Source organism: Aquiflexum sp., assembly GCF_041749095.1.
Lineage (GTDB): Bacteria > Bacteroidota > Bacteroidia > Cytophagales > Cyclobacteriaceae > Aquiflexum.
The window spans coordinates 1-22,904 of sequence record NZ_JBGTCA010000162.1 but is presented as its reverse complement, the minus strand read 5'-3'; the positions used below and the strand labels follow the sequence as shown (position 1 = coordinate 22,904).

The 22,904-nt window shown below is 40.3% G+C and carries 20 protein-coding genes and 2 pseudogenes; 11 read left to right on the top strand and 11 right to left on the bottom strand.

Features of this window, described 5'->3' with window-relative positions; genetic code table 11:
• Positions 1-89 precede the first annotated feature (89 nt).
• Genes ribD through ACEW8O_RS07970 form a run of 4 tightly spaced genes read left to right on the top strand, consistent with a single transcriptional unit; the run spans position 90 to position 2,109 of the window.
• Entirely contained in the window at positions 90-1,151 is a 1,062-nt protein-coding gene (gene ribD, locus ACEW8O_RS07985) for a bifunctional diaminohydroxyphosphoribosylaminopyrimidine deaminase/5-amino-6-(5-phosphoribosylamino)uracil reductase RibD (RefSeq protein WP_373494092.1), read from the top strand.
• A 10-nt stretch (positions 1,152-1,161) separates the two neighbouring features.
• On the top strand, positions 1,162-1,350 hold the full coding sequence (locus tag ACEW8O_RS07980; protein WP_373494090.1) for a hypothetical protein: 189 nt from the start codon (positions 1,162-1,164) through the stop codon (positions 1,348-1,350).
• Entirely contained in the window at positions 1,332-1,625 is a 294-nt protein-coding gene (locus ACEW8O_RS07975; protein ID WP_373494089.1) for a type II toxin-antitoxin system RelE/ParE family toxin, read from the top strand. The genes ACEW8O_RS07980 and ACEW8O_RS07975 overlap by 19 nt, the downstream gene beginning before the upstream one ends.
• A 1-nt stretch (position 1,626) precedes the next feature.
• Positions 1,627-2,109 (top strand): GAF domain-containing protein, encoded by a 483-nt coding sequence (locus tag ACEW8O_RS07970; RefSeq protein WP_373494088.1) that lies wholly within the window; start codon positions 1,627-1,629, stop codon positions 2,107-2,109.
• Between the two features lie 278 nt (positions 2,110-2,387).
• Here the strand turns inward: ACEW8O_RS07970 and ACEW8O_RS07965 are convergent, their stop codons facing one another.
• From ACEW8O_RS07965 to ACEW8O_RS07940, 6 genes are all read right to left on the bottom strand, one after another.
• Entirely contained in the window at positions 2,388-2,897 is a 510-nt protein-coding gene (locus ACEW8O_RS07965) for a hypothetical protein (protein ID WP_373494087.1), read from the bottom strand.
• Between the two features lie 161 nt (positions 2,898-3,058).
• A complete protein-coding gene (locus ACEW8O_RS07960; RefSeq protein WP_373494086.1) occupies positions 3,059-5,461 on the bottom strand; it encodes a glycogen debranching protein in 2,403 nt (800 codons plus the stop codon).
• A 108-nt stretch (positions 5,462-5,569) separates the two neighbouring features.
• Positions 5,570-6,136 (bottom strand): hypothetical protein, encoded by a 567-nt coding sequence (locus ACEW8O_RS07955; protein ID WP_373494085.1) that lies wholly within the window; start codon positions 6,134-6,136, stop codon positions 5,570-5,572.
• Between the two features lie 118 nt (positions 6,137-6,254).
• Complete coding sequence (locus tag ACEW8O_RS07950) at positions 6,255-6,824, bottom strand: hypothetical protein (protein ID WP_373494084.1); 570 nt, start codon at positions 6,822-6,824, stop codon at positions 6,255-6,257.
• A 132-nt stretch (positions 6,825-6,956) separates the two neighbouring features.
• Positions 6,957-7,889, bottom strand: coding sequence for a polysaccharide deacetylase family protein (locus ACEW8O_RS07945; RefSeq protein ID WP_373494083.1), 933 nt, complete (start codon positions 7,887-7,889; stop codon positions 6,957-6,959).
• A gap of 25 nt (positions 7,890-7,914) precedes the next feature.
• Entirely contained in the window at positions 7,915-8,988 is a 1,074-nt protein-coding gene (locus ACEW8O_RS07940; protein WP_373494082.1) for a hypothetical protein, read from the bottom strand.
• A gap of 345 nt (positions 8,989-9,333) precedes the next feature.
• On the opposite strand from ACEW8O_RS07940, the pseudogene ACEW8O_RS07935 reads away from it, so the two are divergent.
• Positions 9,334-10,748: pseudogene (locus ACEW8O_RS07935) on the top strand (DASH family cryptochrome).
• A gap of 104 nt (positions 10,749-10,852) precedes the next feature.
• On the opposite strand, the gene ACEW8O_RS07930 reads toward ACEW8O_RS07935, so the two are convergent.
• From ACEW8O_RS07930 to dxs, 4 genes are all read right to left on the bottom strand, one after another.
• Positions 10,853-11,617: an alpha/beta fold hydrolase gene (locus ACEW8O_RS07930; RefSeq protein WP_373494081.1), complete on the bottom strand. Its 765-nt coding sequence runs from the start codon at positions 11,615-11,617 to the stop codon at positions 10,853-10,855.
• Positions 11,618-11,643: 26 nt separating this feature from the next.
• A complete protein-coding gene (locus ACEW8O_RS07925; RefSeq protein ID WP_373494080.1) occupies positions 11,644-11,877 on the bottom strand; it encodes a DUF2442 domain-containing protein in 234 nt (77 codons plus the stop codon).
• Complete coding sequence (locus tag ACEW8O_RS07920) at positions 11,858-11,965, bottom strand: hypothetical protein (protein WP_373494091.1); 108 nt, start codon at positions 11,963-11,965, stop codon at positions 11,858-11,860. Before ACEW8O_RS07920 ends, ACEW8O_RS07925 begins: the two co-directional genes overlap by 20 nt.
• Positions 11,966-12,097: 132 nt before the next feature.
• Complete coding sequence (dxs, locus tag ACEW8O_RS07915; protein WP_373494079.1) at positions 12,098-14,014, bottom strand: 1-deoxy-D-xylulose-5-phosphate synthase; 1,917 nt, start codon at positions 14,012-14,014, stop codon at positions 12,098-12,100.
• 185 nt (positions 14,015-14,199) lie between these two features.
• Between dxs and ACEW8O_RS07910 the strand changes: the two genes are divergently transcribed.
• From ACEW8O_RS07910 to ACEW8O_RS07885, 6 genes are all read left to right on the top strand, one after another.
• Complete coding sequence (locus tag ACEW8O_RS07910; RefSeq protein WP_373494078.1) at positions 14,200-14,949, top strand: ScpA family protein; 750 nt, start codon at positions 14,200-14,202, stop codon at positions 14,947-14,949.
• 3 nt (positions 14,950-14,952) lie between these two features.
• Positions 14,953-16,026, top strand: coding sequence for a lysylphosphatidylglycerol synthase transmembrane domain-containing protein (locus tag ACEW8O_RS07905; protein ID WP_373494077.1), 1,074 nt, complete (start codon positions 14,953-14,955; stop codon positions 16,024-16,026).
• A 23-nt stretch (positions 16,027-16,049) separates the two neighbouring features.
• Positions 16,050-18,518 (top strand): bifunctional UDP-N-acetylmuramoyl-tripeptide:D-alanyl-D-alanine ligase/alanine racemase, encoded by a 2,469-nt coding sequence (locus ACEW8O_RS07900; protein WP_373494076.1) that lies wholly within the window; start codon positions 16,050-16,052, stop codon positions 18,516-18,518.
• Positions 18,519-19,022: 504 nt separating this feature from the next.
• Entirely contained in the window at positions 19,023-20,006 is a 984-nt protein-coding gene (locus ACEW8O_RS07895; protein ID WP_373494075.1) for a TRAP transporter substrate-binding protein, read from the top strand.
• Between the two features lie 638 nt (positions 20,007-20,644).
• On the top strand, positions 20,645-21,103 hold the full coding sequence (locus tag ACEW8O_RS07890; protein WP_373494074.1) for a TRAP transporter small permease: 459 nt from the start codon (positions 20,645-20,647) through the stop codon (positions 21,101-21,103).
• Positions 21,100-22,374: a TRAP transporter large permease gene (locus ACEW8O_RS07885; protein ID WP_373494073.1), complete on the top strand. Its 1,275-nt coding sequence runs from the start codon at positions 21,100-21,102 to the stop codon at positions 22,372-22,374. Before ACEW8O_RS07890 ends, ACEW8O_RS07885 begins: the two co-directional genes overlap by 4 nt.
• Positions 22,375-22,631: 257 nt before the next feature.
• On the opposite strand, the pseudogene ACEW8O_RS07880 reads toward ACEW8O_RS07885, so the two are convergent.
• Positions 22,632-22,904: pseudogene (locus tag ACEW8O_RS07880) on the bottom strand (ATPase); the annotation flags it as partial.

Below are 22,904 nucleotides of genomic sequence, written 5' to 3'. Positions count from 1 at the left end.
TTTTTTGCCTGATACTGTGAATAATGTCATCGTCGAACCCCGAAGGAGGAAGCAACTCGAAGAAATTAACCTCCGACCAAATCCCTGACATGACCCAAGACGAAAAATACATGCTCAGGGCTTTGGAACTCGCTTCATTGGGTTTAGGTTTTGTCAGCCCTAATCCAATGGTTGGTTGTGTGATTGTCCATGGTGATGAAATCATAGGTGAAGGATATCATGAAGAATACGGTAGGTACCACGCCGAACCGAATGCTGTAGCCTCGGTCAAAAATCCTGATTTACTGCCTTCATCCATTGTATATGTGACTTTGGAACCTTGCGCCCATTGGGGGAAAACACCTCCCTGTGCCAATCTTCTGGTGGAGAAAAAGGTAAAAAAGGTGGTCATCGGAACTGTAGATACCAACCCACTTGTAGGTGGCAAAGGCATTCAGATCTTAAAGGATGCCGGAATTGAGGTAGTCACAGGCGTATTGAATAAAAATGTAAGGGAGCAAAATAGGAGGTTTTTTACTTTTATGGAAAGGAAAAGACCTTACATTATTCTAAAATGGGCACAGACCAAAGATGGCTTTATAGCCAGGGAAAATTATGATTCCAAATGGATCAGCAATCCATACAGCCGCCAATTGGTACATAGGTGGAGATCGGAAGAAGATGCCATTATGGTGGGTACCTCAACTGCAAAATATGATAACCCCCGATTGAATGTCCGTGAGTGGACCGGCAAAAACCCACTTCGGATAGTAGTTGACAGGAACCTTACACTTGATCCAGATCTTCATCTTTTTGACCAAAGCCAATCCACTTTATGTTATAATCAGATCAGGGCAGAAAAATCAGAAAATCTGGAGCATGTCAAACTTTCCACAGGATTTAATATCGGCGAGATCCTAGAGGATTTATACCAAAGAAAAATCCAAAGTCTGATTGTAGAAGGTGGCGCCCAATTGCTCAATACATTTATCAAGGAGAACCTTTGGGATGAAGCGAGGGTTTTTACAGGACAGGTTCAATTTGGAAGTGGCCTGCCTGCCGGTAGGCAGGGAATTTCGGCTCCCCATCTAAATGGAATTCAAACGGAAGAGCTTGACATTATGAAAGACAAGCTTACTATTTCGGGAAATAGTTTAAATTTGGATATATAATTTCTAGATAATGAAAAAAGAACAGGTTAAGGAAATCTTGGAAAAGATGCCAAATGAGTTTGATATTGAGGATTTGGTGGAAAGATTGCTTTTCATACAAAAAGTGGAAATAGGGATAAAAGATTCTTTGGATGGAAAAACCATGACAATGAGTGAAGCCAAAGAAAGATTTTTTAATAAATGGGAAACTCAAAAATAGAAATTACCGAATCGGCTTGGGAAGATTTAACAGAGATTGATAATAACATATCAAAATACTCACCCAAAATTGCCCGTAGTTTAATCATTAAATTTTTCAACAAGTTTGATTTAATTGCAACATTTCCTGAAATGGGTAGAATAGTTCCAGAGTTTGGTTCACCTATGATCAGAGAAATTTTTCAAAGCAAATACCGCATAATTTATTATCATAAAAATCAAAAAGTGGAAATATTGAGAATTATCCACGGTTCAAAATTAATTGATACCAAATAAAATGGCTGAAACTGTTAACATACCATCCCAAGCTTCTAAAGCTGAAAAATATCAGGCAATCCTTCCCCAAATAGAAGCCTTGATTTCTTCAGAGACAGATGTCTATGCAAACCTGGCCAATGTGGCCGCAGTACTGAAAGAAGCTTTTGGTTTTTTTTGGGTCGGTTTTTACCTGGTCAAAGGAGAACAATTGGTTCTTGGACCCTTTCAGGGACCTTTGGCCTGCACCCGGATTGCTTTTGGGAAAGGAGTATGCGGTACAGCTTGGAAAGAAGCTAAAACACAATTGGTTCCGGATGTAGATGCTTTCCCGGGCCACATTGCCTGCAGTTCAGCTTCCAAATCAGAAATCGTGGTACCGGGATTCAAAGAAGGAAAGGTCTGGATAGTCCTGGATGTGGACAGCGACCTTTTAGATGATTTTGATCAGGACGATGTTACTTATCTGGAAAAGTTGATGAAACTTTTGGATATTAATGTCTAATCGGAAGGTTTTGTAACGTTTTGGTTTTTACTTCATACTAAATTTCTCTATTCTGAGAGATTCCCCGAAATTCTACGGGGCAGGCTTTCACTTCGCATAAAGTTTTGTGATAAAATACGAACTGTTTAAAGTTCGTTCAGAATGACGGGGCCTTTTTCAGCTCCTTGGACTTGGTACTTACTACTTAGTACTGCTTATTACTAAGCTTACTACTGCCTACTGCAGACTGCCTACTGCGACTGCATACTGCCTACTGAATACTGAACACTGAAAACCGGCTATTCTAATTGACTTTTGGAGAATTCAATAAAGAAAAAAACGACCGGTCCAAAAAGTAATATCGGAAAAACGTAAATCATCAAAGGCGTAATCCCCGTGCCGGCATTAGAACCCGTGTGGAATGAGAAATATTCAATGATAATAAAAACCACAAGAAGGTTGAATTTCAGCCATCTCCAAAGCCTCTTGTTAATTTTACTAAGGTCAGCGGCCTTCTCAGAAGAAGCCTTGATAGGATATTGGCCATATTGTGGCCTCAGGTTGTAAATAGTCACACCGAAATATAATATAGTGGCAATAATCGGTACAGCATAAGTCATTTGACTTGCCCAATATTCATTTGGGGTTTCGAAAAAATTAAAATCCTGAGGTACCAACTCAGCACCAATATGTTGGAACTTATAGGTCATTACCCAAAGAACGATCAGTGCTCCAATACTCATAATTTCCAAAATCCTGTCCCAAAAGGAAATTCTGGTTCTTTTGAATTTTGAAATGAAGTTTCTCATATTTTTGAATACTTTCTCCTGCAAAAATATATCGATTTCGTCAATTACTTGAATTTAGGTTCAATTCCTTTAGATAAATTTCGGCAAAGGTCTAATAGGATCTTTATCTGAGAATTGTCCAAACGAGATAAATAGCCAAAAAAGATCAAAGAGAATAGATTTTATTTCAGCGTTACTTTATTTTTCTTGCCTGTCAGTTTGATGCTGTTGTGCTTTTGGGAAACCTCAGGTTCAGCCTCGGTGTCATTGACCATGATTTTGGAATACTTATCCACAGGCCAGTTGAAGATTATTTGCCAGTCACTGTTTTTTTGTGTGATCTCGGTTTCGATACTTCTGTCCTCAAGCATTTTCCAGGTAAAAGAAATTTCGTTGTCACCGATAAGCACATTTTCTATTTTGGCTTCATTCCATTTAGAAGGCATTTGGGGAGTAATGTGGATAACCTTTTTGGAAGCGATTGGTTTGATTCCAAAAAACTGCGTGACTATGGGAACCCCATAGCTGTAAAGATTCCAAGCCTGTGCCATCATACCATAATCCGGAGATACCTCATAAATAGATCCCGGTAAAGCAAATCCAAAAGAACGGGTCATCATCTGCAAGTATTCCAATGCTTGGTCCGGTCTGCCATAATTGTTTTCAGAAATAGCCTGAACGCCGGTAGGTAATGTCATCACAGCACCAGTATAAGAAAATACTTTGCTGCCTGTAAATGAACCATCCTCCATGTCAGAGGACTCATCCCGATCTATCCCTGTGACGAAGACACCGAATGGATTCACAAATTCCCGACCTTTATCCAAAGCTATGATGGCTTTATCCTCAACAGCAATTCCCATTTCCATTGGGGTATTGACCACCCAATTATGGAAAATGACAAAGCCCTGTCTCTTATTTGCAGGGTATGTGGATAACTTTTTACGGGTTGCTCTGAGTTCTTCTACGGCCCAAGGTTTTTTCAAAGTATCTGCCCTGACAATGGCTGCATTGATGAGTTGGAGCGCTTCTCTCTTCGTACCGATAAAGTCTGCATACGAATTGAATTCCTCAACCCAGAACTCTTCATTGATCTTTTCTTTGAGTTTGTCAGCTTTCTGTTGATAACTTTGTGCACTTATTTCATCACCAAGTTCAAGTGCTATCTTGGCAGCATCTGCATACGCTACCTGAGTATAAGTAGCGACATCAATCATTTTGGATTCAAGACCATGAATCTCCATCATCCCATAGCCATCGGGGAATAAATTTTCCTCTTCATCGTTTTCTACCATCAACCATTCCAAACCTTTTTGAATGGTCGGAAAATATGTGGATAAAAATTCCTTATCGCCTGTCCATTCAAAGACCCACCATATCAAAGACGCAAATTGTGGGGTTTCATTGGTATTGCCAGGGTTGAAAACCACGCCGTTGGTACTTACTTCATGCACAATTCTCCCGTTTCCGTTGGATTCTGAAAGCTTGTGGATAAGTTCAATGGTCTGATAAACCAAGTCTTTTCTCCCCGTCGCAATGACTCCCTTTAGAGTGTACTCGTTGTCCACCCCAAACCACCATGGGTAATCCGGCATTCCTGCACCAAGTCCTCTTCCGATTTCCGGGACATCCCTGACAAGCCATTCTGTGTTGTATTTGACCCATTCAAAAGCTTTTTCCAGTTCTTTATCAGGAATAGTGACTTTGGATCTGGAGGCAATTTTCTCATATTTCCCAAGCTTATCCTTCAGATAGGTGTCCGAATGACTGTGCAAAATGTCGTAAGTTTTTTCCGCATCAATTTGTGACTCGTAAGAGCCTGATACAACAAAACGAAGGCTTTTAGTTTCGTTTGGGCGCAAATTGATTTTATATTCCAGGCGTGCGGCCTGACCGTTGCCTATGGGTGCGTATTCGCAGTAGTCTGACGGTCCCATGCTTCTTTTGGCTTCTCTACCTGCCCCAAACAGGACATACCATTCATTGCCAGCATCCTTTCCCCTCCAGGCATGCCTGGCTTGGTCATAGGTTAAGTTATCCACATGATCCACCATATTTGTCTTTTCCCCAAGCCATACCGGCATAAGGTCTGTATATCCGGCAAATTCAAATCCAAATGAAACATTGGATTCCGCCAAATTCCTAAAATTGAATTCAATGACCACACCCTGTTTCCCATCAGGAACAAACTGAAACCTGTCAATTTCCAATCCCTGAATATGTGTTTGAAACATGTGTTTGTTTGCAAATGGATAGTTGATAAATTGATGTGCAGCGTCCAGACAATAGGAGTCGCCATCTTCAAAAATAGCGGCTGTAAATCCATCCATGAGTTTGATGGGATGGTTCCAAATTCCCCCCATTTCTCCTTCCACGTGCCAGCCAAGGTCAGGGAATGTACCATCCTGATGCCCGACCATGTAAACACGGTCTCCCGCGGTAACATAGGGTGAGGACAGGTATTCTGCTTTTCCGGTCAACCCTTCGACATCATTCATAATATCTGAGATTGGTTTGACCTCCTCCTCCTTTTGGCAGGAAGAAATGACCAATAAAAATAAAATTATAGGAAAAAAGATTTTCATGGGCTTTTTCTTTTTAGGTTCATTGGTGTTAAATATAAAGCCCTTTTTTAATTTACCCTAAGAATGATATTTTCTATGGTCGAAGAAAATTTCCGACCATCTTTTGCGCTAAGGCTTTAATAGCACCTCAACAAATTCAGTCTCCTTAGTTGTCCCATCCTCAAATTCCACAACAACTTGCAAAAAATGCGTGGCTTCTACTTCCGTCATGAAATTGAAAAGGATGAAATATCTTGTAAAATTGGATTCATTAATAATGGATCTTAAAAAATCTGCTTTTTCTATAACATTAAACCCATCTATTGTAAAAACACAAACATTCAACAAATCTTCTCCTGCAGGGATATCATTAAATGGTTGATTGCTGAACATTTTAATACTTTTCGCTTTGTTGTTGTTTCGGTATCTCGGTGGGCAATCAGAGTCCAAATTTCCTGGATTTAATATGGTCTTCGGCATTTCGAACCTCAAGGCCAGACTTGTGGAAGACAGCTCGGACTCATTGCTCCAAGGAGAATCCTGTCCGGTGCTGAAATCAAAATTCCTTGGAGTCAGCCCAATTGAATTGATTTCAAACAAGATGTTTTCACAATTTTTGGAACAGGCGGATAGGCCCATTAAACCCGTAGCAAAGAGGATAATAACTTTTAAATAGTTGGCTGCAAATCTGTACATATTGATACTAATTGGTTTCGAAGATAGTGATTGAGGACTGATTTTTCCAATTAATTTTCCAACGAAGACAAGTTATGAGAGTTATCCACATTTTATATTTCAGGTAAATATTGTTTAATCATTCCACAGGTTTCAACAAAATACTGACAGTAGCAGACTCTATTGATTTGCCATCTGCTGTTTGGGCTTCCAAGGTGAGTTTATGAACAAGGCTTTCTGAGGGAGCCTCTTTGAATATTAAGTACGCAGTGGTTACCTCTGATTGATTGACATAATTTCCGAGAAATTGGCTTTTGGGAATATAGCTGTTTTGGTCAACAGTAAAGGAAGCAATATCCAATAAATCCGAACCTGCAGGATATTCTTGGCTATAATCCATGTCACTAACCAATTTGAGGTCAATTACCCGGTTTTCATTTTTCCAAACAACCGGACATTCGGAATTGAGTGTAAAGAAAACCAAAACCGGTTTTGGCATTTGGATGATGAACGTCAGCCTATTGTAAGGAAGTTCATCGATGGTCCTCCATGGGGTAAGAGAAGTTGAACCTTCTGTTCTTGTACGGGGAGAAATGGAAAGTTCCTTGATCTGGAACATGGTGTCTTCGCATTTGTCCTCACAGGAACTGAATATTCCGGGAAAACAAAAAATTGCGGAGAAAACCATTACTTGGCGTAAAGTTTTCATTTTTTGGGTGTTTAGCGAGATAGTATGATTTGGGCAATTATTTATCCACAGTCGGGTATTATGTGAAAATATGAGGAGACCGCTTCTCTGAGGAAGCTGAAATTTATAGAAAAAAATCAAATAATGATAGAATCAATGAATTAAAGATCCTATCTGTTTCCATGTAACGAGTTTGATATCGTTATCATTGATCAATTTTCTGGCTTTCTCACTTGTAAAAAAATCAAAATCCGCCTGTCTCCAAAGGGCATTAAAATGTGGATGGCGAATGGTTACGGCTTGCATTTCTGCATCGTCATAGGCGACATGAATCAATAAAACATTCACACCTGCAGATAAATTGTTCAACCAATTAGTGTAAAAACCATCGCTTCCTATTTGATCATAGTCGTTTGGGTATAACATGCCTACTTGGTCAACCAAAGGCAAGTTATCCACATCGATACCTTCAAACAATGTAGGATTGGTTCTTACCACTCCATCAATAATTTCTTTGTTCAGCATCGGGGGTATTCCATATTCCTTTGCCAAATTGATAAATGAGGCTAAATATTCAGGTCTTCCAAAATATACGCAACCCATATGCGAATCAAGATGGGTGGGTTTGATGCCAATCCGCAAAGCAGCCTCAATTTGTGCTCTCATCTCTTTTTCGACTTCTTCAGGACTACCATTTATTGCAACAGACGCACAATCAGGATACATATAGCCATCAGGTCCTAGCAGTCCCGGAACTTCGGAGGAAATAGTTCTCCATTTGTAGTTTTCCCATTCATTTGTCAGGGTGATGTGAACACCGATATCAAGGTCGGGAAGATCTTGTATTAACTCACCAACTTCGGTAGACCAAGCACAAGGCATCATAATACTTGTCGAATTGACCACACCTTTGGTCATGGAAGCGATTGTGGCAACATTTTCTGAGTGGGCTGCCCCTATGTCATCCGCATGGATAATCAATAATTTGTCGGTTATTGAATAGCCTAGTTTTTCTGCCAAAGACTTTTCCTGTGCGTTTGTTGTTAGGGAAATAAAAACAAACAAAAATGTGGATATATTTTTCATATTCGTATTCATTAATGTGGATACCTTACTCATTTTTCAATCCTTTGATCACAACATCCCCTGTACCGCCGGCGAGACAGGGGTATTGGAGTTCCCATTCTGCCAATTTTGGATTATTGATAACCTTATAAAACTCATCCAAATAATTCAGTGTCGATTTGATATAGCTGCTTTCCAAATATGGGCTTGATTGATATAATTGATATATATCATCCTTTAATTCAATGAAAAGGGCAAAGGCCTTTTGAAAGTGTTCCATATTGTTGATACAGTAGCCCCTATACCTTCTTTCCCTTACAGAGGACATTTCCAATTCTTCGGCAGGCTTGGCATAGGTAGTCAATACAATACCGGCAAAATCAAAATCATAGGGTACGGCAATCAATTCATTTGTTTTTGGATTTTGAATGATTTTGATATTCTGTCTGAACTGAATTGACCAGTCAGTATTGGCAATAAAATATTGAAAAAGAGCCATTCTGATGAATTCCTGTACTTCGATTTGTTTGGGCCGTATCAGATCCTGACCAGCGGCCACCATCCCATTTCTTTCAGCCATTTGTTCCTCATCTTCAATGAGGAATGCGAAAAAGGGTTCCTTAACCTTTATTTTATTGCTGCTGTCATCCAGGTTAAGTTTAACAAGTCTGACTTTAAAGCTTTTCGGGCTTAGAATATTACTGATTTTATAAGCATAATATTCCCTGACCACATATTTGTCACCTTTGCAGGGCATGACTAATTTCAGCTTATCCTGACCTTCAAAAAATGTGTTTTCAACATTTTTTTTACTGAAGTTAAGCAATAAGGGCGGATAGGTACAGATATTTTGTTGCCTCCTAAAATTGCCCCTTGTCCTTATTTTCAACGGAATAGAAATTTCCTTTTGATTTTGGTCCAAGTAGGAAATGGTCATTTCATCATATTCAGGTTTTCCTTTCCTGTCTTTGACAAGCCTGTTGATATCTCCCGAGATGGTCAATTCGAGGATTTCTTCTGAATCAAAAAGTGGAGCAGTTTGCCCAATTGTTTGGACGGAGTAGGCAAGATTGTTGATGAACAATCCAAAAATTAAAACGAAGCGGAGTTTCAGCATCATAACATGAAGTTAATCAGGATTTTGGGAAAATACAGCATTAGATATGAGATTTGCGTTATCCGAAGCCTGATTTTTGAGTTTTGAGTTTTTAACTCAGGTGAAAAGAGGTTCAACCTCTTTACTCAGGGATCCGAAGGTAAAACCTTCGGACAACGGTCTTCGGACAACTACTTACTCCCAACCCCAAGCAGGTCCAGGGCTTTGTACTTCTTTGGTCAGGTCAAATTTCACAGAAATAAATCTATCGGAACCGATTCTTCTGAGTTGTTTCTTATTCGAAGAGTAAGAACGCTTAAAAACCAAAAACCGCTAAACAGTTTTATTCAACAAACTGTTGAAAAATCAATGAAATACGATAGAGTTATAGTTTGGTTTAGAAATGATCTGAGGGTGCATGACCATGCACCCTTAGTTTCTGCATTGACAAAGGGAAGGGAAATAATCCCTGTTTATTGTTTCGATCCGAGAAGTTTCCGGGAATTAGATTTGGGCTTCCAAAAAACCGGAACATACCGGGCCAAATTTCTGATTGAGTCTGTGGATAACTTAAAAAAATCACTTCAGCACCTCGGAGCCGACCTTATTGTAGAAATAGGGAGCCCTGAAAAAAAAGTTTTGGAATTGGCAACAAAGTTTCAAGCAGAAGCCATTTTCTTTTCTGAGGAGGTAACCCAAGAAGAAAAACTTGTAGAGGAGAGATTGGAAAAATCAGCCTGGAAGTTGGGTATAGCCACAGAAGCTTACTGGCAAAGTACATTATTCCATATTGAAGATTTACCCTTTCCGACCAATCTTGTTCCTGAGGTATTTACCCAATTCAGGAAAGAGTGCGAGAAGTTTTCAAAAGTCCGTAAAACTCTTGAAACACCCCAAAGCATCAATTTCCCCAATGATTTGGATCATATAGAGCACATTCCTGCCTTATCCACATTGGGATTTAGCACACCCACCACATCAAAATTGGGAGTGTTGGATTTCAGAGGTGGAGAAGATGAAGGCAAAAAAAGACTTCAGGTTTATTTCTGGGAAAAAGATCTTTTAAAAGATTATAAGGAAACAAGAAATGGTCTACTGGGTGCTGATTATAGCAGCAAGTTTTCACCTTTTTGGGCTGCCTGTCTCCAAGGTATATCTACGAGGAAGTCCTGAAATATGAAAAGGAAAGGAAAAAGAATCAATCTACCTATTGGCTGATTTTTGAATTGATATGGCGGGATTATTTCAGGTTTATCTGTAAGAAACATGGGAACAAGGTTTTCCAGATCAATGGAATAAAAAACATTGTGGATAACTGGAAAAGAGATGAAACTTCATTTTGGAAGTGGGCCGATGGTAAGACAGGAATTCCATTTGTGGATGCCAATATGAGGGAATTGAATCAAACTGGATTTATGTCCAATAGGGGTCGACAGATTGTAGCTTCCTTTCTGGTGAATGACTTGGGAATTGATTGGAGATGGGGAGCAAGTTATTTTGAAAGTATGTTGATTGATTAGGATGTATGCAGCAATTGGGGGAATTGGATGTACGTGGCAGGTGTAGGTAATGACCCAAGAGAAAACAGGTATTTCAATATACTCAGGCAAGCAAATAATTATGATAAAAAAGGGGAATATATCCGTCATTGGATTCCTGAAATTGCATCGATTCCCGGTTTTGATATACATCAACCTTTTGAGTTATCCACAAAGGTTTTGAATCAAACAGGGGTGATCTTGGGAAAAAACCATCCAAAGCCGATGGTGAAAATCAAAATTTGAGTCATTTACTTAGAACTCGATCCGCTGAGAGCTTTTTTTAAAGAAACCATGAAATCCTTATCGGGAAATTTTGGAAAGGCGATTGCTTAAAAAAACCTGAAAATCTACTCATCTACAACTTTTAAAAAATCTTTCACCATCTCCAAAGTCTTTTCTGTTTCCTCAAACATCCCCATATGCCCAACGCCTTTCAGTTCATGATAATGGGTAGCAAAAGGTTTGTGCATACGACTCGCTTCAATTTTGACTGCCGGGTCCAATTCGCCTGCAATCATTAGTTTGGGGCCATGAAAAGTTTTCCACACCTCAAACCTATCCTTCCTATCCCGCATGGCCGCAATAAATGCAAGAACACCTTTTTTGGAGCTCCTTTTCCCCAAGGCAATCAATTCATCTATTTTATCTGATTGTTCAGTCCGGTGTTGCTCCGAGAAAAGAGGGGGAACAAATGAATCCATAAACTTATCCACACCATGCTTTTTGACAAAAACAATTGTTTTGTTTCTGATTTTCTTTTTCTCCTCATCATCAGCAAAAGCAGTTGAGTGGAAAAGCCCAATGGCTTTGAGGTCATGTCCCATCAGTTCTGCCAGGGCCAAAGTGACATAGCCTCCAAGCGAATGTCCTATGATGATGGGATTATGAATATGATTTTCTTCCAACCAATCATGAAGCACAACTGCGGTTTCTTCCAAACTGATTTGTGTCTGATTGATAGGACTTTCGCCAAATCCAGGGAGATCGGGACAAAATACCTGATAGGATGTGGATAAGTGATCTGAAAAAGTTTTCCACAGTTCTTTCGATTCACAGAATCCGTGAATTAAGATAAGTTGTTGGCCGGTTCCTTTCTGAGAAAAAGATATCATTTATTGATACAAGAATACTGGTTGACTTAAAGTAAGGCTCCTACCAAAATATCTTCATCCAATAACTTCCAATGAACTCCCTCTCCGTTACCAATCAGTCTCCAACTCGATAACTCTTTTTTTGTAGCCTGTCTTAATCTAGGAAACCATTCCAAAGGAATGCCCAACTCTCTCCCATCATCTAAAAGAATGTACATTTTAACCTCGTCAAACCAGAGGTCTTTGGCTAAAGCAGATTTATTAATTACCGTGATATTCATTCCATGAATTTTCTAATGAAGATTTGTATTTTTCTATCAATTTACGAATTTCTGATAAATCCTTTGCGTTAAATCCCTTTGATTTAATCAGTTTAATAGGATTAAGTTCAAATTTTGCAGTGGAATTGTCCTTTTATACATGAAAGTGGGCAGGCGGATGATCATTTGTGTAAAAGAAAAACCTGAATCTCTTTGAATTTAGAACTGTTGGCATGAAAAATTATTTCTCGATAACCGACTCTGCCATGTCCCTCACCGTCTGCGCAATTCCCTCAGGATCAAAGCCACATTCACGGTGGAGTTCTATCTGCTCTCCATGTTCAATGATGGCATCGGGTATTCCCAATCTTCTTACCTGTGCAGCATAACCATTATCCACCATCCATTCCAATACTGCTGAACCAAATCCGCCCATCAGGCATCCATCTTCAACAGTAATTACCTTTTTGAATTTAGCAAATACCTCATGCAGCAAGGATTCATCCAAAGGTTTTACAAAACGCATATCATAATGTGCTGGCTTTAAACCTTCCTCTGCTAATATGTTGGTAGCAGTTACTGCATAATTTCCGATATGACCAATAGTTAGGATTGCAACCTCTTCGCCTTCTTTAATGATTCTACCCTGACCGATCGGAATTTCTCTCATAAAAGTTCTCCATTCAGGCATGACGCCCTGACCTCTTGGATATCTGATGGAGAATGGACCTTGAAACTTGGTTGCGGTGTACATCAAGCTTCTGAGTTCGGACTCATCCATCGGAGCAGTGACCACCATATTGGGAATACACCTAAAGTATGCCATGTCATAAGCCCCGTGATGTGTTGGGCCATCCGCACCTGCAAATCCTGCCCTGTCAAGGCAAAACACAACCTGTAGATTTTGTATTGCCACATCGTGGATGACCTGGTCATAGGCCCTTTGCATGAATGTACTGTAAATATTGCAAAAAGGAATTAGACCTTGGGTTGCCAGACCTGCCGAAAAAGTCACGGCATGTTGTTCTGCAATTCCGACATCAAACGCCCTTTCGGGCATTTCTTTCATCATGATGTTGAGTGAAGACCCTGAAGGCATGGCCGGGGTGATTCCCATGATTTTGTCATTACCCTTTGCCAATTCCACCAAGGTATGGCCAAATACATCCTGGTATTTTGGTGCCTGCGGAACTGTTGGGGGCTTTTTATAAATTTCTCCGGTCACTTTGTCAAAAAGCCCGGGTGCGTGCCATGTAGTTTTGTTGCCGGATTCTGCGGGAGCAAATCCTTTTCCTTTGACGGTGATACAGTGAAGGATTTTAGGACCCGGAATATCTCTGAGGTCAGCCAAAACTTCCACCAAATGGTGTACATCATGGCCATCAACAGGACCGAAATATCTTAAGTTGAGGGACTCAAAAAGATTGCTCTGTTTTAAAACAGCAGATTTGATCGCTCCCTCTACTTTGGAAATGATTTCCTGGGCGGAAGATCCAAATTTGCTGATTTTGCCCAATAGGTTCCATACATCATCTTTTACCCTGTTGTAGGTATGGGAGGTGGTGATGTCCGTAAGGTAATCTTTTAAAGCACCGACATTTGGATCAATGGACATGCAGTTATCATTGAGGATGATAATCATGTTGGTATCAGATACTCCTGCATGGTTCATGGCTTCAAAGGCCATTCCTCCGGTCATTGAACCGTCTCCGATGACAGCCACATGTTGTTTGGATTTGTCTCCCTTGAACTTTGAAGCCATGGCCATTCCCAAAGCCGCGGAAATGGAGGTGCTTGAATGACCTACACCAAAGGTATCGTATTCGCTTTCACTCCTTTTTGGAAAACCCGATAAGCCTCCATATATCCTATTGGTATGAAACTGTTCTTTTCTTCCTGTCAGAATTTTATGCCCATAAGCTTGATGTCCTACATCCCATACCAATTGATCATCAGGAGTATTCAATACATAATGAAGGGCGACGGTAAGTTCTACTACGCCTAAGCTTGCACCAAAATGGCCTCCATACACGGAGACATTGTCTACGATAAACTGTCTCAGTTCATCACAAATCTGAACCAGTTGGTCTTTGGAATACTTTTTAAGATCATCGGGTGAGTTGATCTTTGAGAGTAATTTACCGGGTTTGATTATCATTAGCGATGTATTTCGTTTTAAAGGTAATTAACATTCCTCAATTACAAATGTTTTGAAAAAGATGAATCCTATTCTATGAAGTTTTGAAAAGGTCTTTTTGGATCTCAAATGTATAAATTGCTTTTATTTAAATATCTTTGGGATCAAAAGACTTTGCAAAATTAAGATAAAATAAACAGTAAACAGTGAGTTTCGAAATCAAATTACCACTCTTCGAGGGACCGTTCGATTTGATGTTGTTCTTTATTGAAAGGGACGAGCTGGATATCTATGACATTCCCATCGCCAAAATTACACAGGACTTCCTGGATTATATCCACCAATTGGAGAAAATGGAGATTGAAGTGGCCAGTGATTTTATCCTGTTTGCCGCCACGCTGATGAAAATCAAATCCAAGATGCTTATTCCAAGACCGGAATTGGATGAAAACGGTGAGGAAATAGACCCAAGGGAAGAATTGGTCAGACATTTATTGGAATATAAGAAATACAAATCTGTCATATCAGATCTGGCCCAAATGGAAGAGACCAGAATGGCCAAGGAAAAAAGAGGCAATATCATCGCTGAACTCAAACAACTGTCCAAAGTGGATGATGTGGAGGCTGAAATGCAGGACCTGGATCTCTATAAATTATTGAAGGTGTACCAAAAGGTGATTTCCAGATATGCCTCAAGGACAGATGAAACCAAACATACAGTTATCCAATATCCTTATACCATTGAGCAGCAAAAAGACTTTGTGCTAGATAAAATCAGTTTTAGGGATAAGGTCCCCTTTACGGATTTTATTAGTTATAAACCTGACAAAATCTTCGTCATTTATACATTTTTAGCCATTTTGGAACTTCTTCAGTTATCAATGGTTACCATTGTGATTGGAGAGGGATTCAATAATTTTTGGGTAGAAAAGAAAGAAACAGTGCCGACCGAGTAGGATATGAAGCTAGATAACAAGAAGATTTTTGAAACCCTTAATCCCAATAAGGTGTGGGTTCCGGTCTTGATAGGCTTGGGTATTGTGTTTTTTATGTTTTACTCGGATCCCAATGTCAATGCCAAAACATTACGGGGAGTTTTTGATGCTTCAGTATGGGGTATATTGATTGCTATTTTTGTTATCCTAGGTCGGGATATTGGCTACGTTTACAGAATTAGGGAAATTACTGACAAACACTTAACCTGGACAAGGGCTATTTATGTCATTATTCTTTGGGAATTTGCATCAGCTGTAACTCCTTCTGTGGTGGGAGGAACCGCCGTGGCGATATTTATCCTGAATAAAGAAGGGATCAAATTGGGGAAAGCCATTGCTTTTGTTATGGTGACAGCAATATTGGATAACCTGTTTTTCGTGATCGGGGCACCAATTATTTTATATTTTGCCCAAGGCAATATATTTCCGACAAGCAGGGTCATGGAAATGAGGCTGGGAAGAAGCCTTGAAGTTTTATTTTGGGCAAGTTATTCCTTGTATGCCATTTATTCTATAGTAATGGCGGCGGCTTTGTTTTATAGACCCAGGGTTTTCAAATCGATATTATTAAAACTGTACTCAATTAGATGGCTGAGGAAGTGGAAACATTCAGCCAATGAATATGGAAATCAAATTATCGAAGCGTCGAAGGAACTGAAAGGGAAAACAATGAAATTTTGGCTTCCCATTATTTTAGCTACGATATTTATCTGGAGTTCAAGATATTTGATGTTGAATGCGCTCATAGGTGCCTATGAATCCCTTGACTTAAAGGAGCATGTTATCATTTTTGCCAGACAGGTCATCATGTGGATTGTTATGATGATATCCCCAACTCCCGGCAGCAGTGGCACAGCTGAGTTCTTCTTTGCTCAGTTCTTTTCTGAATTCCTAACTGGCTACACCTTTGTCACCAGTATTCTTTGGAGGATGCTTACGTATTATCCCTATTTGTTATTGGGGGCTATCTTCCTTCCAAGATGGATCAAGCAGGTATTCTTTGTAAAAAAGGAAGGAAACGAAGGAAAGGAAGAATAATATCAAATACTTACATTTGGTAAATGATCCAATCCCTTACAGCTTTTCAAATCCGGGAAATTGTTGACGGACAATTTTTGACCGGTCATCAGGAAGCCTTGATTCATTTTATAGCCATTGACTCCAGGAATATTATACAGCCTGAAACAACTTTGTTTTTCGCTTTGAAAGGAGCCAAATTTGATGGGCATCATTTCATTCCTACGGTTGCTGAAGAAGGGGTGCGTTGTTTTTTGGTTCAAAAGGACTATTTAAATGGAGCGGAAGACCAATCAGGATTGGTTTTAATTGGTGTAGAATATCCGTTGCAAGCGCTCCAATCCTTAGCAGCATATCAGAGAAATCTTTTTAATGGACCTTTGGTGGGAATCACAGGCAGTAATGGAAAGACCATTGTCAAAGAATGGCTTGGTCAGATTTTGGGTCAAAAATATGCTGTAGCCAAAAGTCCAAAAAGCTATAACAGTCAAGTGGGAGTGCCTTTGTCCATATTTGGGATTTCACCATATCATCAGGTAGCAGTATTGGAAGCGGGAATTTCAAGACCTGATGAAATGCAGCGGCTCGAAAAAATGCTTCGGCCAAACTTGGGGATCTTTACCAATATCGGCACAGCCCATGAGGAAGGGTTTACTAGCATTGAACAAAAACTAAAGGAAAAAGCCAAGCTTTTTGAAGATTGCCAATTGATAATTTACCGCAAGGAACATGTTCAGGTTCATCAATTCCTCCGGGCTAATTTTGATGATGAAAGATTATTGGCTTGGTCAGATTATCCGGGGACGGATTATACTTTTTCAGTGAAAAAAGAACTGGAAAGATCCAAGATACTTTTAATGAAACCAGACCTGCGTGTTTTTACTTTTTCTGTGCCTTTCACAGATGAGGCTTCTTTGGAAAATGTCAGAAATGCCATTGCTGCTGCTTTGGTATTGGAAATGGATCCAAGTACCATTCAGCTAGGACTTGACCACCTCAAAGCCGTGGACATGCGACTGACCTTGAAGACCGGGGCAAATGAAAGTCTGATCATTGATGATACCTATAATAATGACCTGGCAGGATTAAGGCTTGCTTTGGATTTTATGGCTGCCCAACGTCCGAAAAAAAGAAAAATTCTGATCATTTCGGATCTTCTTCAGATCGGAAATATTGAGGAAGTTTACCGGGAAGTAGGTCAATTGATCCGCTTTCATGGCATAGACAAAGTCATTGGAGTCGGTGGCGAAATTCACGTGTTGGGAAAAGATTTGGGAGACAAAGCAACATTTTATTCAGATACAGAAGCGCTTCTGAGTAACCTACAAGCCAATGATTTTGAAAACGATTTGATCATGGTCACAGGTGCCAGGAAATTTGGCTTCGAGGCGGTGGTCAATTTATTGCAACAGCGGATTCATGGCACTACTTTAGAAATCAACATCAATGCGTTGACCCACAATTACAATTTTTATAAAACCAAATTGCTCCCCAATACCAAAGTCATGGTCATGGTCAAGGCCTTTGCTTATGGTGGTGGCGCTGCCGAAATTGCCAATCACCTACAACAATTAAAGGCCGATTATTTGGCTGTAGCCTATACTGATGAAGGTGTTGCTTTGAGGGAACAGGGGATTGTCCTGCCGATTATGGTACTCAATCCGGTGCAGGAATCATTCTTCCTTTTGGAAAAGTACAATTTAGAGCCTGTGGTTTATTCCCTATCATTTTATCAACAAATCGGCAGGTACTGCAAAAATCGGGGATGCAGTATGAATATCCATCTGGATTTGGATACCGGCATGCACAGGCTGGGATTCGAACTCAAACACATGAGCGAATTGTTGGACATGGTTTCGGAATATCCCGATCTAAGAATTTCCAGTGTCTATACCCATCTGGCCGGTGCTGATGAAGAAGTCCATCAGGATTATTCCCAGCAACAGTTGGAAATGTTTTTGTTGATGTACGATAAGCTTACTGAGAAATTGGGCTATTGTCCTTTAAGACATGCGCTTAATTCAGCCGGAATAATAAAGTTCCCCGAATACCAAATGGAAATGGTCCGTTTGGGGATAGGTTTGTACGGCGTAGAAGTCAGCGGTAAACATGACGCCCAACTCAAATCCGTCAGCACATTGAAAACAACCATTTCCCAAATAAAAACATTGGATGCAGGTGATACTGTCGGGTATGGAAGAAAAGGTGTCATGCATGCAGATGGTCATATTGCCACCATTGCCATTGGCTATGCAGATGGCTATGACAGAAGGTTCAGCAATGGGCAAGGATATGTCCTCATCAATGGAAAAAAAGCTCCTGTGATCGGAAACGTCTGTATGGACATGACCATGATAGACATTTCAGGAATGGACGCCAAAGAAGGGGATGAGGTAATCATCTATGGACCAAACATTTCCCTAAAGGAACTTGCCACCAGGATCGGAACCATTCCTTATGAGTTGCTGACCAATATTAGTAGTAGGGTGAAAAGGGTTTATTATTTGGATTGATGGTTTGAATTCTTGAAATACCAGTGAAATAATCGGAGCAGTCGTCATGCTAATCCATGCAGAAGAATTAATGCTTGGCTCACCAATCAATTGCCTCCTGCTTTAGCGGGAGGAAAAAAGAGGTCTAATATCCCCCGGCTTTAGCCAAACATAACCCCCAAACTTATATCTACCTTTTCTGTTTTGGCTAAAGCCTATTGGTATTTTGCATTTATTAATGAATGGGCTAAAGCCACATTCCTATTGATACAGACTACACAAAAATTTCTAAATTCAACCTAAACATTTACATAATATTGTAAAATCGAAATGCCCAAAATAAAATGTTAAGTAATTATTAGATATTGGTGGGTAATTTGTCCGCCAAGGCGGATTTGATATTTATAGATATTAAAACAAACGGATTCTTATACCTTCAAAAGTACCTGGACAGTTTCGGGTGATCATATCGATTTTTTTGATAAATTCAGGATTCAAGCAGATTGGCCAAAAATAAATCCCAGAATGATCCGAATTTTTGTGTTGTGTGCATTACTCCTAATAGGAATTTTTTCCTGTCAGCCAAAAGACAATACCAATAAACCTGAATATACGTTACGCTTTGGGCATTTGGCCAACGAACAGAATATCTGGCATTTGGCGGCACTCAAATTTGCAGACGAGGTATTCCAAAGGTCTGAGGGAAGAATCTTGGTAAAAGTCTATCCCAATGAGCAGTTGGGCAAGGAAATGGACATGATCACCGGAATTTTGGGCGGAAGTATGGATTTGATGTTGACTGCCGAATCCCTTGAAAATTGGAGCTTGCCTTTGGCTATCATGTGTGCCACCCCTTATGCCATTAGGGATTCCGAGCATCTTCGAAAAGTCGCAGGAGGCCCAATAGGTAAAGAGATTGAAGAACATATTATCAATATTTCTGGATTGAAGCCCATAGCCTGGTTTGAGCGTGGCGCAAGGAATCTCACTTCCAACGTTCCTGTCAGACATCCTGATGACCTCAAAAACCTGATTATCCGAGTTCCCAACGTATCGCTTTTTGTATCCACTTGGAGCCGTTTGGGGGCTAAACCTACACCAATGTCTTTTTCTGAAGTATTCACCGCCCTACAGCAATCAACCATCCATGGCCAGGAAAATCCCCTAGCCCTGATACGAAATGCAGGTTTGTACGAAGTTCAGAAATATGTTAACCTTACCGAACATGTCAAAGGTTGGGCTTATATAGTCATGGGAAACAAAAAATTCGAAAGTATGCCTCCTGATTTGCAAACAATCATTCTGGAATCAGCCGCTATCATGCAGGAATATGAACACGGATTATATTTGAAACAAGAAGCATTAGATGCCCAATTTCTAAAAGACAAAGGCATGGAATTTATCGAAGTGGACAAAAAAGCATTTACAGAATTGGCCAGCAAAGCAGTAATGGAACATTTCACAGAAGGACAGCAGAAGATGTATAGGAGGGTGCAGGAGGTTAATTAGACGTGAGATATGAGATGCGAGAACCGAGAGCCGAGAAAATAGAGACAAGAACCAAGACAGGTGGGGTTAAAAGAGAGAGGCGAGAAACGAGTAATTAGGAACTATATCCTAGAATAAAGAAGGCATTTCCTTGTCACTTCGAGTTTACAACAATTTGAAAAACGTACAGAAAAGGGTAATGACATCCAGTTAATCCAAACTATGAGGGACAGGCGTCATCCCGAGGTACGAGGGATCTCAAGAGGTTCAATTTATCGTTAATTTTGCATTTCCAGATCCTCATGAGATGCTTCTCCACGATAGCTATCGGGATCAGCATGACGGCTGCTCCGATTTATGTCATTGGTACGACAGGTCTTGTCCGCCGTGGCGGAAGAAGTCTAATAACCAAAAAAAGGACTTTTGGATTTCTCTTAAATATGGAATTGACAATGAAAATTATAGATTAAAAGCCGTAGGATTTCCTTTCGTAGGTATGGCACGAACGATATTAAGTGAATAAATGCAGTTGATAAATGGAACAAAGAGGAATAAAAACATCTCAACCGCCTTCAAAACCCATCAAGTTTTCACCTCACCCTAAATCTAACAGCTACCGAAATCTAAAATCTTCAATCTAAAATCTAAAAACTCCCCAATTGAAACAAACCTTAGATAAAACCTTAGAATGGGCAGTCGTAATCAGCTTTATCCTGATGATCGTGACGGTGATGATACAGGTGGTGGCAAGGTATGCATTGCCATGGTCGCCGCATTGGACTGAGGAGTTGGCGAGATTTTGCTTTATCTATATGGTCAGTCTTGGTGCAGGGCTGGCAATCAAAGACCGGGCGTATGTCAATGTCAGCAGTTTACTGGACCGTTTTTCTCCCAAGGCTAAGATATTGATGGACAACCTCATTTTATCCGCCATCATCCTATTGATGGGAACCATGTTTATCTACAGCATTCCATTGGTCAAAATAGTCACCCTTCAGGATTCGGCCTCTCTGAAAATCAATATGGGTTTTATTTATTTTTCCATGACCTGTATGGGGTTTTTGGTGATGCTGTATGCTGCTTTTGAGATATTTTTAAACCTTAAAAAATCACAATGATCCTGATCCTTTTTATTGTATTTCTGCTGTTGTTGCTTTTGGGCATACCCATCGCCTTTTCACTGGGATTGTCTGCTTTTGTATATATCCTCTTTTCGGATTTGCCTCTGATCGTCATTCCTCAGAAAATGTATGCAGGGATAGATGTATTTGTTCTTCTCTCAATCCCAGGATTCATTCTTGCCGGAAACCTGATGAATGCCAGTGGCATTACAGGAAGGATCATCGCATTTTGCAATGCCATTCTTGGACACATACGGGGTGGATTGGGCCTGGCCAATGTCGGAGCTTCCATGTTGTTTGGAGGAATATCCGGTACAGCCATAGCCGATACGGCAAGTATAGGTTCGGTGATGATTCCAGCAATGGAAAAAGAAGGCTATGACACTGATTTTTCCTGTGCTGTTACGGCCACTTCCTCCACGATTGGCCCGATTATCCCACCAAGTTTGCCCATGATCATTGCGGCAACATTGACAGGATTGTCTGTTGGGAAGCTTTTTATAGCGGGGATTATTCCCGGTCTGCTGTTAGGCATGGGGTTGATGTTGGTGACCTACATTATTTCTGTCAAAAGGAAATATCCAAAGAATAAGAGAGTACCATTTCTGACCATGGCCAAAAGTTTTTATCAGGCTTTTTGGGCCATTATGATGACCTTGTTGATTTTATTTGGGATCATAGGTGGTGTCTTTACTCCAACCGAAGCTTCGATAGTGGCAGTCGTCTATGCAATTTTGATCGGCTTGTTGGTGTATAGGGAACTTAAAGTGGGCATGTTGCCAAAAATCATTTTGGAATCAGCAAAGATGACGGCTTCCCTGATGGTATTGGTGGGCTTTGCCAACCTCTTTGCCTGGATCATGACCGTGGAGGAGATTCCCCAATTGATTGCAGAAAGTCTGTTGAATCTCACGCAGAATAAGTTTATGATCTTACTGATGATCAATATTCTGCTCCTTTTTGTAGGGGCATTTATGGAAACCATCGCAGCGCTTTTGATCTTATTTCCAGTCTTATTAGGCGTGGCGCTTCATGTGGGAGTTGATCCGATTCAATTTGCCATGATCATGGTGATGAACCTGGTGATTGGGCTGACCACCCCACCTGTTGGTGTTTGTCTGTTTGTAGCTTCTAGCATCGGCAAAATATCCCTAGAAAAAATCAGCAGGGCAGGATTGCCCTTTTTGTTGGTCAGTCTGTTTGTATTACTCTTGGTGACCTATGTGCCGGAGATATCGCTTTACCTGCCAAGTTTGTTTTATGAATAAAGAAATATTCACGCCATGTCCATGAGCCATGGCAAAAATACTTAGAATGGACATTGGTAGCGGAGAAAATTGGTATTTACAGAACAGGAATGGCTTCAAGACTGGCGTCATTCCGAGGTACGAGGAATCTCTAGAGGTTCTATTTATGTTAATTCTATCATTAACTGAACCTCATGAGATGTTTCTACCGCAATCGGGATCAGCATGACGCCTGGCTGCCGTAGGTAGGACTGCTCCGAAACTTTGTGATTGGTAGACTAGGAAGACCTTTCCACCGTTTGGAGGAATTCTCCAAGTCCCATGGCTTGAATATTGGCATCAAGAGGATAACTATCCTGTATCCTTGACAGCAATATTCCATTTTCTGCTTTGGTGTCTTCCATACTGATCCTAAAGCCTTTGCTGATTTTTGGGGATAAGGTATTTTTGATTTCGATGGCATATTTCACTTTTCCGGACCGGACCAATAACAAGTCACATTCCGCACCCTGATGCGTTCGGTAGAAATAATATTCGTATTCATCTCCCAA